This is a genomic window from Corynebacterium senegalense, from assembly GCF_900411315.1.
Classification (GTDB): Bacteria; Actinomycetota; Actinomycetes; order Mycobacteriales; family Mycobacteriaceae; genus Corynebacterium; species Corynebacterium senegalense.
In genome coordinates this window covers 1850073-1862455 of the sequence record NZ_LS990887.1, presented here as the reverse complement: position 1 = coordinate 1862455, position 12383 = coordinate 1850073, and the positions used below count along the sequence as shown (strand labels likewise).

At 70.4% G+C, this 12383-nt stretch carries 11 protein-coding genes; 3 read left to right on the top strand and 8 right to left on the bottom strand.

All coding sequences use genetic code 11. The features are described 5' to 3' along the window. Positions 1–4: 4 nt before the first annotated feature. The 4 genes from DYZ02_RS09020 to DYZ02_RS09005 all read right to left on the bottom strand — a co-directional run bounded on the left by DYZ02_RS09020 (position 5) and on the right by DYZ02_RS09005 (position 3462). Positions 5–784, bottom strand: coding sequence for an MBL fold metallo-hydrolase (locus DYZ02_RS09020; RefSeq protein ID WP_115685937.1), 780 nt, complete (start codon positions 782–784; stop codon positions 5–7). A 114-nt stretch (positions 785–898) separates the two neighbouring features. Then, the gene (gene murI, locus DYZ02_RS09015; RefSeq protein ID WP_115685936.1) at positions 899–1732 is read right to left on the bottom strand and encodes a glutamate racemase; all 834 of its coding nucleotides are present in this window, start codon (positions 1730–1732) and stop codon (positions 899–901) included. 7 nt (positions 1733–1739) lie between these two features. Continuing rightward, positions 1740–2489, bottom strand: coding sequence for a rhomboid family intramembrane serine protease (locus tag DYZ02_RS09010; RefSeq protein WP_425451016.1), 750 nt, complete (start codon positions 2487–2489; stop codon positions 1740–1742). 10 nt (positions 2490–2499) lie between these two features. Continuing rightward, a complete protein-coding gene (locus DYZ02_RS09005; RefSeq protein WP_115685935.1) occupies positions 2500–3462 on the bottom strand; it encodes a P1 family peptidase in 963 nt (320 codons plus the stop codon). Positions 3463–3652: 190 nt separating this feature from the next. Between DYZ02_RS09005 and DYZ02_RS09000 the strand changes: the two genes are divergently transcribed. Beyond that, on the top strand, positions 3653–5272 hold the full coding sequence (locus DYZ02_RS09000) for an inorganic phosphate transporter (RefSeq protein ID WP_115685934.1): 1620 nt from the start codon (positions 3653–3655) through the stop codon (positions 5270–5272). Positions 5273–5976: 704 nt separating this feature from the next. Here the strand turns inward: DYZ02_RS09000 and DYZ02_RS08995 are convergent. Both DYZ02_RS08995 and clpS read right to left on the bottom strand, forming a co-directional pair. Continuing rightward, complete coding sequence (locus tag DYZ02_RS08995) at positions 5977–6516, bottom strand: DUF2017 domain-containing protein (RefSeq protein ID WP_115685933.1); 540 nt, start codon at positions 6514–6516, stop codon at positions 5977–5979. Positions 6517–6531: 15 nt separating this feature from the next. Continuing rightward, on the bottom strand, positions 6532–6819 hold the full coding sequence (gene clpS / locus DYZ02_RS08990; RefSeq protein ID WP_115686447.1) for an ATP-dependent Clp protease adapter ClpS: 288 nt from the start codon (positions 6817–6819) through the stop codon (positions 6532–6534). A gap of 168 nt (positions 6820–6987) precedes the next feature. Between clpS and DYZ02_RS08985 the strand changes: the two genes are divergently transcribed. Next, complete coding sequence (locus DYZ02_RS08985) at positions 6988–8325, top strand: nicotinate phosphoribosyltransferase (RefSeq protein ID WP_115685932.1); 1338 nt, start codon at positions 6988–6990, stop codon at positions 8323–8325. A 33-nt stretch (positions 8326–8358) separates the two neighbouring features. Continuing rightward, positions 8359–10317 carry an ATP-dependent DNA helicase gene (locus tag DYZ02_RS08980; RefSeq protein WP_115685931.1) on the top strand — a complete coding sequence of 653 codons (1959 nt, stop codon included), beginning with the start codon at positions 8359–8361 and terminating at the stop codon, positions 10315–10317. Here DYZ02_RS08980 and DYZ02_RS08975 read toward each other — a convergent pair. Both DYZ02_RS08975 and serB read right to left on the bottom strand, forming a co-directional pair. Continuing rightward, complete coding sequence (locus DYZ02_RS08975; protein WP_115685930.1) at positions 10295–11035, bottom strand: aminoacyl-tRNA hydrolase; 741 nt, start codon at positions 11033–11035, stop codon at positions 10295–10297. The genes DYZ02_RS08980 and DYZ02_RS08975 overlap by 23 nt on opposite strands. Then, complete coding sequence (serB, locus tag DYZ02_RS08970; RefSeq protein ID WP_115685929.1) at positions 11035–12288, bottom strand: phosphoserine phosphatase SerB; 1254 nt, start codon at positions 12286–12288, stop codon at positions 11035–11037. The genes DYZ02_RS08975 and serB overlap by 1 nt, the downstream gene beginning before the upstream one ends. Positions 12289–12383: the final 95 nt, after the last annotated feature.

Here is a 12383-nt window from a genome sequence, read left to right as displayed (position 1 = left end):
TAACTTAAAGGTCGAACACGTCCCCCGCCCGACCGATCGCGATCTCGCCGTCGAACTCCGCGCTCGCGGCCGCCCGCGTCTCCTCCGGGTCGCTCCACGGCTGGATGTGCACGAGCACAAGCTTGCCGACGCCCGCCTCCCGCGCAATCCGTCCCGCTTCCTGCCCCGACAAGTGCATGCCCGGGGCCTTGCCCTCCGAGGTCGGCCCCCAGGCGGCCTCGCAGAGGAAGACGTCGGCGCCGCGGGCGGCGTCGACAAGCGCGGGCGTCATCCCCGAATCCCCCGAGAACGTGAGCACCCGGCCCGACTCGCGCGACTCGACGCGCAGCGCGTGGGACTCGGCCGCGGGGTGGACGACCGGGACCGGTGTGACGGTGACCTGCTCGATGTCCACCGGCTGGCCCGGCTCCCACGGGCGGAAGTCGAAGGTGTCCGAGATGTCGTCGAAGCCGTCCGGGCCGTCGGCGCTCATGCGGCCGAAGTGCACCGGCGAGTGCGAGGGCCCGTACATCAGGTTGCGGCGCGCCGCGGGCGCCGTCGGGTGGAAGCGGCGCCAGACGAGCAGGGAGGGAAAATCCGAGCAGTGGTCGGCGTGCAGGTGCGTGAAGATCACGTGCGCGTTGGCCGGGTCAAAGACCGGCTGCAGCGCGGCGAGCGCCCCGGGACCGAAATCCATCAGGATACCTGGGGTTTCGGGGCTGCCCGGCGACGTGATCAGGTAGGAGGACCCAGGATTGCCCGGCGCGCCCAGGCTCCCGGAGCACCCGAGAATGGTCAACCTCATGGGATAACTGTGCCACGAAAGCGGGGCGAAATCTAACCAGACCCGGCCGATTCGCCGCCCCGGTTCCGGCTCACGGGAGGCTCACGTGAGGCTCAAGGGCGGCTCGGGCGGGGCTCAGTGGCCCACGGCGGTGACGCGGGGGCCGAGGAAGCGCGCGGAGAGCTCGTTGAACACCTCGGGGTCGCCCGTGGACTCGAAGACCCGCGTCGGGGTGCTTCCGGGCGGGGCGAGCATGTCCCGCTCGGTGAGCACGCGCAGGACGTCCTTCGCGGTCTCCTCCGCGGAGGAGACGAGGGTGACGTCGTCGCCGATCGCGAGCTGCACGACGCCCGAGAGCAGCGGGTAGTGGGTGCAGCCGAGGACCAGGGTGTCTACCCCGGCGGCCTGCAGCGGCTCGAGGTAGCCCTGGGCCACGCCGAGGATCTGGCGCCCCGAGGTGATGCCGCGCTCGACGAACTCGACGAAGGCAGGGCACGCCGCGGCGGTGACCTCCAGGCCGGGCTTGAGGTGGAACAGGTCCTGGTAGGCGCCCGACTTGATGGTGCCCTCCGTGCCGATCACCCCGACCCGGTTGTTGCGGGTGGTGGCGATGGCGCGGCGCACGGCGGGCTTGATCACCTCGACCACCGGGACGTCGTAGCGCTCCCGGGCGTCGTGGAGGAAGGCGGCGGAGGCGGTGTTGCAGGCGATGACGAGCATCTTGCACCCGCCCTCGACCAGTTCGTCGGCGATGCGGGTGGCGTGGCGTCGGACGTCCGCGATGGGCTGCGGCCCGTAGGGGCCGTGGGCGGTGTCGCCGATGTAGCGGATGGACTCCTCCCCCAGCTGGTCCATGATGGCGCGCGCCACCGTCAGCCCGCCGACGCCCGAATCGAATACGCCGATGGGCCTCGGGTCGCCGCCCGGGGCGTCGTTTCCCGCGTCCGCGGCTTCACTCACGCTGTTCAACACGGCTTTAGATAGTACCTCGCGGCCCCGCCGGGCCCGGCGGGCGGCGCCGGGCCTGCCGCTGCAGCCGCCGCGCCACCAGCTCGGGCGGGTCGTCGGAGGTGATGATCATGCCCGCGAGCAGCCCGCCGAGCGCGCCGAAGAGGTGGCCCTGCCAGCTCACCCCGGGCGTGCCGGGGAAGATGCCCCAGATCAGGCCGGAGTAGAAGAAGCCCAGGACGAGGCCGAGGAAGATCTGCCGCGCCGAGCGGTTGAAGATGCCGCGCACGATCAGGTAGGTCAGCCAGCCGTACACCAGGCCGGAGGCCCCGATGTGGTTGGTGCCGATCCCGCCGAACAGCCACGTGCCCAACCCCGCCGAGAAGGCGCTGAACGCGGTGACCTCCCAGAACACCTTGGAGCCGGAGTAGCCGATGAGGAAGCAGAAGATCGCCCCCGGCACGCTGTTGGAGACGATGTGCCCGATGTCGGCGTGCAGCAGCGGGGCGAGGAAGATCCCCAGGAAGGAGGAGGTGTCCAGCGGGTGGATGCCGAGGTTGTTCAGGTACCCGCCGAAGAAGATGAAGTTGACCAGGAACACCGTCCAGATCGCGGCGAGGTAACCGAAGGCGTAGCGGAAGGCGGTGGAGCGCTTCTCGCGCCGGGTCTTGGCCACCTGGCGCGGGCTGAGCGGCTGCAGGCCTGGGCCCACCGGGTAGCCGGCCGGGCCGTACCCGTAGGGCTGCGCGGGTCGCTGGGGGTACTGAGAGTAGGACACCGCCCAGAGTTTAGTTGGCGATCTCACTCCACGCCGCGACACCGTAGCCGGGCCCGGCGGACGTGACGGCCTCGACGATCGCCGCCTCCACGGCCTCCGCCGCGGCGGCGCACAGCTGGGCAAGCTTCTCGACGTCCACCCCGGCCCCCACCTCACCCGCCGTCGACACGGCGAAGAGCGTGTCCCCGTCGAGGGGCGAATGCGCCGGCCGCACGGCCCGGGCGATGCCGTCGTGGCCGGTCATCGCGAGCCGCTGCAGCTGGGCTGGCGGCGCGGGGGCGTCGGTGTAGACCACGCCGATCGTGGTGTTGAGCTTCGGCGTGGGCCGCTCGAGCCCGCGGTAGCGTTCGAGGTCCACGGCGGGGCGGGCGGGGTCGCCGAAGAGCCGGCCGGTGTGCGGGTCGATGACCTCGCCGACGGGGTTGGCCACCACCGCCGCGCCCACCGTGTGCTCGCCCACGCGCCGCTCCACCAGCCCGAACCCGCCGCGCAGGACCCCCGCCGTGGCCCCGCACCCCGCGCCGACCGAGCCCGCCGCAGCTCTCCCGACGTTGTCGGTGCCGTCGAGTGCGCGGGCCACCGCCGCCGCCCCGTCGGCGGCCGTCGGCCTGTGCCGCGGGGAGCCGACGGCCAGGTCGAAGATCACTGCGGCCGGCACGATGGGCACCCGCGGCCCGGGCGCATCCTCCCCGAAGACGGGGAAGCCCACCCCGCGCCGCTCCAGCTCGAGCATCGCGCCGTCCGCCGCTGCCAGGCCGAACGCGGAGCCGCCGGTGAGGACAACGGCGTGGACGCGCTGCACGGTGTTGTGCGGGGCGAGCAGGTCCGTCTCCCGGGTTCCGGGCCCGCCGCCGCGCACGTCGACGGCGGCCAGCATCCCGGCCGGGTCGGCGGCAACCACGGCCGTGACCCCCGTGTCTCCCATGGAGTGGTGCCCGATCCGCAGCCCCGGGCTGGGCAGATGAGTGCTCATGGCCACTCAGCCTAGGTCGTTTCCGGTTTTGGGCGGCCTGTCCCCGTTGCATATTGGCAGCGGGTCGGGTCGCTCGGCCGCGATCCGGCGCTGAATCTTCCTGCCTCCCGCTCGCGGGGCTGTTCGCCGGCCGGAGGGGAACGGAGCTGCGCACCCCACGCACACCAACCGCAGGAAAGCGAGTCCCCCTATGACCCACAACATCACCGAGGCGGCCCGCCACCCGGAGCCGACGGCGACGCTCACGGGAGCCGACGAGGCTGCGATCGAGGAGGAGGCCAACGGCGGCAAGCTCCACGCCGTCTTCGGCGGGCTCCTCTTCGTCACCGTGCTTTTGTTCTACTTCTGGGCGCGCAACCAGATCGGGCCCGGAAACCACACGATCCTGCTCATCGTCACCATCGCGCTGGGCGTGTTCATGGCCTTCAACATCGGCGGCAACGACGTGGCCAACTCCTTCGGCACCTCGGTGGGGGCGGGCACGCTCTCGCTGCGCCAGGCGCTCATGGTCGCCGCGGTCTTCGAGGTCGGCGGCGCAATCCTCGCGGGCGGCGAGGTCACCGAGACCGTCAAGTCCGGCATCGTCGACCTCAGCGGGGTAGACATCCAGCCGATGGACTTCGCCTTTGTCATGCTCTCCGCGCTCTTCGGCGCGGCCGTCTGGCTGCTGGTGGCCACCCGCATGGGCTGGCCCGTCTCAACGACCCACTCCATCGTCGGCGCGATCGTCGGCGGCGCCTCCCCCTGGAGCATGGTGCAGTGGGACGAGATCTCCAAGATCGTCATGAGCTGGTTCATCTCGCCGCTGCTCGGCGGGCTCGTCGCCTACGCCCTGTTCCGCTTCATCACCCGCTCCATCCTCGTCTACAACGAGCGCGCCGAGCAGAAGCTGGAGACGCTCCGGCAGCGCCGCCACGACCACCGCCGCGCGTTCCGCGACCGCTTCATCGCCATGCCCGAATCCGAGCAGATCCGGGAGAACGGGGCGATGGCCCGCGGCGCCGTGACCACCACCGGCTCGGACTTCGCGCTCGAGGACCTTGAATCGGACTACTACCGGGACCTCTACACCATCAACAAGGAGGCCGAGGACGTCGACGCGCACCGCGCGCTCATCCGCTTCGTCCCCATCGTCGCCATGGTCGGCGCCGGCATCATCACCGCGATGATGCTGTTCAAGGGGCTGAGCAACACCGGCATCAGTCTGCACAGCCTCGGCACGGTGCTCATCATCCTCATGGTCTCCGCCGCGGTGTGGATGGCGGTCTACATCTTCACGCGCACCATGCGCAGCACCAACCTCGAGCGGGCGACGTTCTTCCTCTTCTCCTGGATGCAGGTGTTCACCGCCTCAGCCTTCGCCTTCTCCCACGGCTCGAACGACATCGCCAACGCCATCGGCCCCTTTGCCGCCGTCCTCGACGTGCTGAAGGAGAACTCGGTGGTGGAGAAGTCCGAGGTGCCCACCGCCCTCCTCGTCACCGCCGGCGTCGGCCTGGTGGCCGGCCTGTGGTTCATCGGCCGCCACGTCATCGCCACCGTGGGCACGAACTTGACGGAGATCCACCCGGCCTCCGGCTTCTCCGCCGAGCTCTCCGCCGCGGCCGTGGTCATGGCGGCGTCCCTTCTAGGCCTGCCCGTCTCCTCCACCCACATCCTCATCGGCGCGGTCCTCGGCGTCGGGCTGGTCAACCGCAACGCGAACTGGGGGCTGATGCGCCAGATCGGCCTGGCCTGGATCATCACGGTGCCCGTCTCCGCTGCCCTCGGTGCAGTCGGGTTCGTGGCCATCCGGGCGTTCTTCGGCTAGCGCGTGTTTGATTGGTGTTTGAGCCGGGCGGCCATCGCTCCGGCCCGGTAGGTGACGACTGGTTCGTCGTAGCGGGTCGCCGGGCCTCACGGTTGCGTCCGCTGGCGTGGTGTATCTGTGACTGTTGGTGTGAAAGCAGGTCAGAGACCACGTTCCATTGGCCATCAGTGAGCAACTGACAGCGCGCCACGGAAACGGAATCGCGCGCCGCACCCGGCCACTTTCTCGGACGCGCTCTGGGCTGTCAGACTTGTAGTTTTGCCCAGGTGGAGTGTGGGGTTTGGGGAAATGTGGCAGTGGCCGGTGCCAAAGTTGGTCTTTGGGCCGGTGTGGGGAAGCGTTTGCCCAGGTGGGGTGGCGAGCTTCCGAAAATGTGGCACTGGCCGGTGCCAAAGTTAGCCTTTCGGCCGGTGCACAGGAGCGTTTGCCCAGGTCGGGTCGCGAGCTCGGGAAAGTTTGGCACTGGTCCCGAAACTCAATCGGCGGGGCGGGTCTCAGGCATCCCCAGTGACAGATTTGAGCCTCGCGCCGCCAATGTTGTCACTTTGCCCAGGTGGGTCAGCGAGCTTCCGGAAATGTGGCACTGCCCAGTGCCAAAGTTTGCCTTCGGGCCGCCGCGGGGAAGCATTTGCCCAGGTCGGTCGGTGAGCTCCCGAAGCTTTGGCACTGGGTCCCGAAACTCAAGCGGCCAAAAATTGGCCGGGTCAGCCCATCATGGCGTCGAGAAGCGAATCCTGGCAGAAGGAGAGCCACTCGAGCAGGCGCGCGCGGTCCTGCTGGGCTGCCTCGCCCCCGCGGTCGTCCTCGGAGACGTAGAGGCGCATGTCGTTGAGCGCCGCGACGAAGCGCTGCGCGTCCTCCTCGTCGATGCTCACGTCGACCCCGCCGGTGGGGCCGAGGGCCTCGTTGATCACCTGGAGATTCATCAGCTTCGCCTTGATGATGTCGTTCTCGTGCAGGCTGCGCAGGAGCCCCGCGTCGCCGTCGAACTCCTCGTCGCCCTCGCGCTGGAAGTCGGGCAGGAGGCGGCGCACCTTTGGGTCCTCGGGAGGCTCGGAGTGGCCCGCCGCCAGGCCCATCATTTCGGCGAACTCGTCCTTCGGCGCGGACTGGGCGCGGGCGATGAGCGCCTCCGAGACCGTCGCGGTGAGGTCTCCGATCACCTCCCGCTCCAGCGGATCGAAGCGGGTGGAAAACTTCGCGCTCGAGCGCATGATGCCCTTCTTGCGGCGCCACGGTTGCATGCTGTCGCTACTCCCCTATCCTGCCTGCTGCATCGTGGCCCACAGGCCCGCCGTGTGCAGCTTCTTCACGTCGCCTTCCACCTTGTCCTTCTCGCCCGAGGAGACGACGGCCTTGCCCTCGGTGTGGACCTGCATCATCAGCTCGTTGGCGCGCTTGCGGTCGTAGCCCAGCACGGTCTGGAAGACGTAGCTGACGTAGCTCATCAGGTTGACCGGGTCGTCCCACACGATGCACATCCACGGCAGGTTCTCGCTGGCCGCGACGTCAACCTCGATCTGCTCGTCGAGCTCCGGGGTGGCCATGGGCGAGCCCATGGCGCGCACTGCCGTGCCGGGGGCGCCTACGGAACCTGCGTGTCCACTGCGGGAAGGATTCATGGTGCCCACCCTACCCACTGTCGCGCTAACAGCGCAGCGCCAGGTTGCCCGTTTCACCGCACGTCAACAACCCCACGGGTAACCTTGGGCGCCATGACAGACTTTGAGGCCCACCCGCACCACTCGACGGCGTTTCTCACCGACATGTACGAGCTGACCATGCTCGACGCCGCGTTCAAGGACGGCACCGCCGACCGGCAGTGCTCCTTCGAGGTGTTCTCCCGCAAGCTCGTCGGCGAGCGGCGCTACGGGGTCGTGGCGGGCACGGCGCGCGTTCTGGACGCCATCTCGCGCTTCCGCTTCACCAGCGAGCAGCTCGAGGTGGCCGACTTCCTGTCCGACCGCGCGAAGGACTACCTGTGCAACTACTCCTTCTCCGGCCAGATCGACGGCTACCGCGAGGGTGAGCTGTACTTCCCCTACTCGCCCATCATGACGGTGCGCGGCACCTTCGCCGAGTGCGTGATCCTGGAGACGATCATCCTGTCCGTCCTCAACTCCGACTCGGCGGTGGCTTCCGCGGCCTCGCGCATGGTCACCGCGGCTGATGGGCGCCCGATCATGGAGATGGGCTCGCGGCGCACGAACGAGCGCGCGGCCGTCTCCGCCGCGCGGGCGGCCTACATCGCCGGCTTCGACACCACCTCCAACATGGAGGCGGCGAAGCAGTACGGCATCCCGCCCGCCGGCACCGCCGCGCACGCCTGGATGCTGCTGCACGTCGACGAGAACGGCGTGCCCGACGAGAAGGCCGCCTTCCGCTCCCAAGTCGAGTCCCTCGGCGTGGACACGACGCTGCTCGTGGACACCTTCGACATCACCCGCGGCGTGGAAAACGCCCTCGAGGTCGCGGGCACGGACCTCGGCGCGGTGCGGATCGACTCGGGGGACCTGGGCATCGTCTCCCGCCGCGTGCGCAAGCAGCTTGACGACGCCGGGGCCTACAACACCCGCATCATCGTGTCCTCGGACCTCGACGAATTCGCCATCGCCGGGCTGCGCGGCGACCCGGTCGACGGCTTCGGCGTGGGCACCTCCGTGGTGACCGGCTCCGGCACCCCCACCGCGGGGATGGTGTACAAGCTCGTGGAGGTGGAGGGGCACCCCGTCGCGAAGCGTTCCAGCGGCAAGGCCACCTACGGCGGTACGAAGAGCGCGTTGCGCGCCTACCGCAGCTCCGGAGTGGCCATCGGCGAGGTCATCTGCCCCTTCGACGCCGAGGTGACCCCGCGGCCGCGCCTCGACTACCGGCGCATGGACATCCCCCTCATGCGCGACGGCGCGATCGTGGAGGGCCTCAACGACCTGGCCGCCACCCGCGCCCACCTCGCCGCGGCGCGCACGACGCTGCCCTGGGAGGGCCTGGCCCTGTCGCGCAACGAACCGGCCATCCCGACGCGCTTCGTGGGCTTCCCCGAGCCGACGGAGTAGGGCCGCTTGCGCGACCCCCTAGACTGGTGAGCCGTGAGTGATCAGCCCCTAAGCCCGTCCACCCCGGAGCTGCTGCAAGCAGCCGTGACCGCCCTCGGCGGCGCCGAGCGGCCGGGCCAGGTCGCGATGGCCAACGCGGTGACCAAGGCGATGGACTCCGGGCGCCACCTCGCGGTCCAGGCGGGCACGGGCACCGGCAAGTCGCTGGCCTACCTCGTCCCCGCGATCCGCCACGCTCAGGCCACCGGCACGTCGGTGGTCGTCTCCACCGCGACGATCGCCCTGCAGCGCCAGCTGGTCGAGCGCGACCTGCCGCGGCTTGCCGACGCCCTCGAGCCCCTCCTCCAGCGCCGCCCGACCTTCGCCATCCAGAAGGGGCGCAACAACTACGTCTGCCTGCACAAGCTCTCCGTGCCCGAGGACGCGCCAGAGGCGCTCATCGAGGAGGACGACATCTCCTGGCTGGGCCGCCACGTCAAGCGGGTCAACGAGTGGGCGCAGGAGACGGAGACGGGCGACCGCGACGACCTCGAGCCGGGCGTGCCCGACCTGGCGTGGCGCCAGGTGTCGGTGACCTCCAACGAATGCCTGGGGGCGACGCGCTGCCCGCACGGCGAGGACTGCTTCGCGGAGCTCGCGCGCGAGCGCACCCGCGACGTGGATGTCGTGGTGACCAACCACGCGCTGCTCGCCATCGACGCGCTTTCCGACGCCGACATCCTGCCCGAGCACGCCATCACCGTCATCGACGAGGCGCACGAGCTCGACGGGCGCATCACCTCGGTGGCCACGAACGAGATCTCCGCGCGGGCGCTGACTCTGGCGTCGAGACGCGCCGACAAGCTAGGGGCGAAGAAGGGCGAGCTGGAAGGCGTCGTCGACGACTTCACCGCGGCGATCGACCTGGAGGAGCCGGGCCGCTGGGAGAACATCTCGGACACCGCGCGCACCGGCTTCGTCGCCGTGCGCGACGCGGTGTGGCGCACGCGCGAGGCCATTGCCCGCGGCCCGGAGGGGGAGGCCGCCAACCAGCCGGAAACCTTCGCGGAGCGGGAGAACCTGAAGAATCACCTGGAGGACCTGCACGACGCCGTCGTCCGCATCCTCGGTGTCTTCGACGAGGACGACCCGGCGAAGCACACCGACGTCGTGTGGCTGACCCGCTCGGAGCGCCACGGCGATTCCGTCGCCGTCGCCCCACTCTCCGTCTCCGGCCTGCTGCGCGAGCGCCTCTTCGCGGAGCAGACCGTCGTGCTCACCTCGGCCACCCTGAACATCGGCGGCAACTTCAACGCGATGGCCGCCGCGTGGGGCCTGCCCGACGGGACCTGGGACAGCCTCGACGCCGGCACGCCGTTTCACCCGCGCAGCTCCGGGATCCTCTACACGGCCCGCCACCTGCCCGCCCCGGGCCGCGACGGCCTCGCCCCCGAAACCCTCGACGAGATCGCCGAGCTCATCACCGCCGCCGGCGGGCGCACCCTCGGCCTGTTCTCCTCCCGCCGGGCCGCGGAGCAGGCCGCCGAGGCGATGAAGAAGCGCCTCCCCTTCGACATCCTGGTCCAGGGCGAGGACTCCACCGGCGCGCTCGTGGAGAAGTTCGCGGCCAGCGAGAACGTGTGCCTCTTCGGCACCCTGACCCTGTGGCAGGGAGTGGACGTGCCCGGCCGGTCGCTCTCGCTCGTGCTCATCGACCGCATCCCCTTCCCCCGACCCGACGACCCGCTCCTCCAGGCGCGCTCCAAGGCCGCCGACGCAGCCGGCCGCTCGGGATTCATGGAGGTCTCCGCCACCCACGCCGCGCTGCTCATGGCGCAGGGCGCCGGCCGGCTGCTGCGCTCGGTGGACGACAAGGGCGTCGTCGCCGTCCTGGACAGCCGGCTGGTGACCAAGCGCTACGGCTCCTACCTGCGCCGCTCCCTGCCGGACTTCTGGGAGACCACGGACCCGCAGGTCGTCCGCGGCGCCCTCAGGCGCCTGGTCGCGCGGTAGCGGGGGCAGGGACCGCCACCACCGTCTGAGAGCCGGGCGCGACCTCGGTGTACCCGGCGTCGCGCACGACCACCGCGCCGTGGGCCGCCGCGTGGCGCGCGAGCTCCGCAGCGGCGACCTCCCGGATGTTCACCAGGTAGCCGCGCCCCTCCCACTCCCGCACGCTCTCCACCGTCATCGCCGCGGCGAGGAGCATCGAGCCGTGCCCCGCCTGGGCGGCCGCTTTGCCCGCGCTCATGTGCAGGTCGGCGTTGATGTAGAGGGTGGGCAGGGTGGCGTCGTCAGGCGACGGTGCGGACGGCGGGACGTCGGTGCCCTTGACCTGCAGCTTGCTGATGGGCTTGGGCACCTCGCTGACGGCCGAGGGGACGAACGCGCGCACGCAGCCGTGAGTGACCCCGGGGAGGGCCTGCACGTCGGCCCACGCCTTGTTGCGCGCCCGCCGCGCCACCTTGCGGATCCGGTGCGAGTACCACCGGTCCAGGCCATCGCGCCAGAAGCCGTCCTCGCCCGCGCGGGGGTCGAGGCACAGCTTCACGACGGCCACCGCGGCGTCCCTCAGCACTTCCTCCCGCGTCGGCGGCGCATCCCTGGGCAGGTTGATGGCCAGCTGCATCGCCTGGACCGTGGAGGGGTCCTCCGGGTCCTCGGTCCGGGCGCGGTAGTCGCTCTCGAGCCGGTCGACCAGGAGGGAGTGCGCGGCGGCGAGGGAGTCCATCAGGACAGGGCCACCCGCCCGCCGGTCCCGGCCTCCTCGTCGGCGGAGTCGATCTCCTCGCGCGGGATGCCCAGCATGTAGAGCACGGAATCGAGGAAGGGGTGGTTGACGGAGGCGTCGGCGATCTCCTTGAGGGCCGGCTTGGCGTTGAAGGCGATGCCGAGGCCGGCGGTGGAGAGCATGTCGATGTCGTTCGCGCCGTCGCCGACCGCGACGGTCTGGCCCATCGTCAGACCCGAATCGGCGGCGAACTCGGCGAGCAGGCGGGCCTTCGCCTGCCTGTCGACGATCTCCCCGACCACCCGGCCCGTCAGCTTCCCGCCCACCACCTCGAGGGTGTTCGCCCGGACGTAGTCGAGCTCGAGCTCCTCCGCCAGTCCCTCAAGGACCTGGATGAAGCCGCCGGAGACCACGGCGGTGCGGTAGCCCAGGGAGTTGAGCGTGCGGATCGTGGTGCGCGCGCCGGGGGTGAGGGTGATGTCGGCAGCGACCTCGTCGATGACGGAGGCCTCGAGGCCCGCCAGCGTGGCCACGCGCTCGCGCAGCGACTGTTCGAAGTCCAGTTCGCCGCGCATGGCGCGTTCGGTCACTTCCGCCACCTCGGCCTCCTTGCCCGCGTGCGCGGCAAGCATCTCTATGACCTCGCCGGTGATGAGGGTGGAGTCGCAGTCGAAGCAGACGAGGCGCTTGGCACGGCGGTGCAGCCCGGCGTGCTCGATGGCCAGGTCGATGCCCATCTCGGCGGACAGCTCGGCCAGGGTCTTGCGGATCTCCCTGCCGTCGCCGGGGCTGTAGTCCGGCAGGGTGACGCGGAACTCCAGGCCCGTCACCGGGTAGTTGGAGATGCCGCGGATCCGGTCGATGTTCGCCCCGTAGCCCGCGAGAGCCTGGCCGACGCGCGAGACCTGGCCGGCGGTGACGGGGTTGCCCAGGGCGACGAGCACGTGGGTGGAGCGCGGACGGGAGATGGAGCGCACCTCCGCCCCCGTCTCGATGGTGACGCGCTGGCCGAACTCCCACAGGCCGGCCCGCAGCTCGCGCTCGATGTCCGCCAGGGCGAGGGGGTCCATTCCGACGAAGGCCGAGAGCATGAGGCGGCCCCGGAAGTCGACCTGGGAGACGTCGAGAAGCTGCACTCCGTGCGCGGCGAGGACGCGGAAGAACGCGGCGGAGACTCCGGGGCGGTCGGGGCCGGTGGTGGAGACCACGGCGTGCTTCAGCCCCGCTTGCAGCTCAACTTCGAAGGCGGTCATGGCGTGGGAGGGGGTCCTTTCGTCCTCGGGCGGGCGCTTCTGAGCTGTCATGTTACCCCACACGCAAAACACCCCTCACCAGTGCGGTGAGGGGT

Coding starts and splice junctions, on each gene's coding strand:
- DYZ02_RS09020 (WP_115685937.1), bottom strand. CDS start 784: ATGAGGTTGACCATTCTCGGGTGCTCCGGGAGCCTGGGCGCGCCGGGC.
- DYZ02_RS09005 (WP_115685935.1), bottom strand. CDS start 3,462: ATGAGCACTCATCTGCCCAGCCCGGGGCTGCGGATCGGGCACCACTCC.
- DYZ02_RS09000 (WP_115685934.1), top strand. CDS start 3,653: ATGACCCACAACATCACCGAGGCGGCCCGCCACCCGGAGCCGACGGCG.
- DYZ02_RS08995 (WP_115685933.1), bottom strand. CDS start 6,516: ATGCAACCGTGGCGCCGCAAGAAGGGCATCATGCGCTCGAGCGCGAAG.
- clpS (WP_115686447.1), bottom strand. CDS start 6,819: ATGGCCACCCCGGAGCTCGACGAGCAGATCGAGGTTGACGTCGCGGCC.
- DYZ02_RS08985 (WP_115685932.1), top strand. CDS start 6,988: ATGACAGACTTTGAGGCCCACCCGCACCACTCGACGGCGTTTCTCACC.
- DYZ02_RS08975 (WP_115685930.1), bottom strand. CDS start 11,035: ATGGACTCCCTCGCCGCCGCGCACTCCCTCCTGGTCGACCGGCTCGAG.
- serB (WP_115685929.1), bottom strand. CDS start 12,288: ATGACCGCCTTCGAAGTTGAGCTGCAAGCGGGGCTGAAGCACGCCGTG.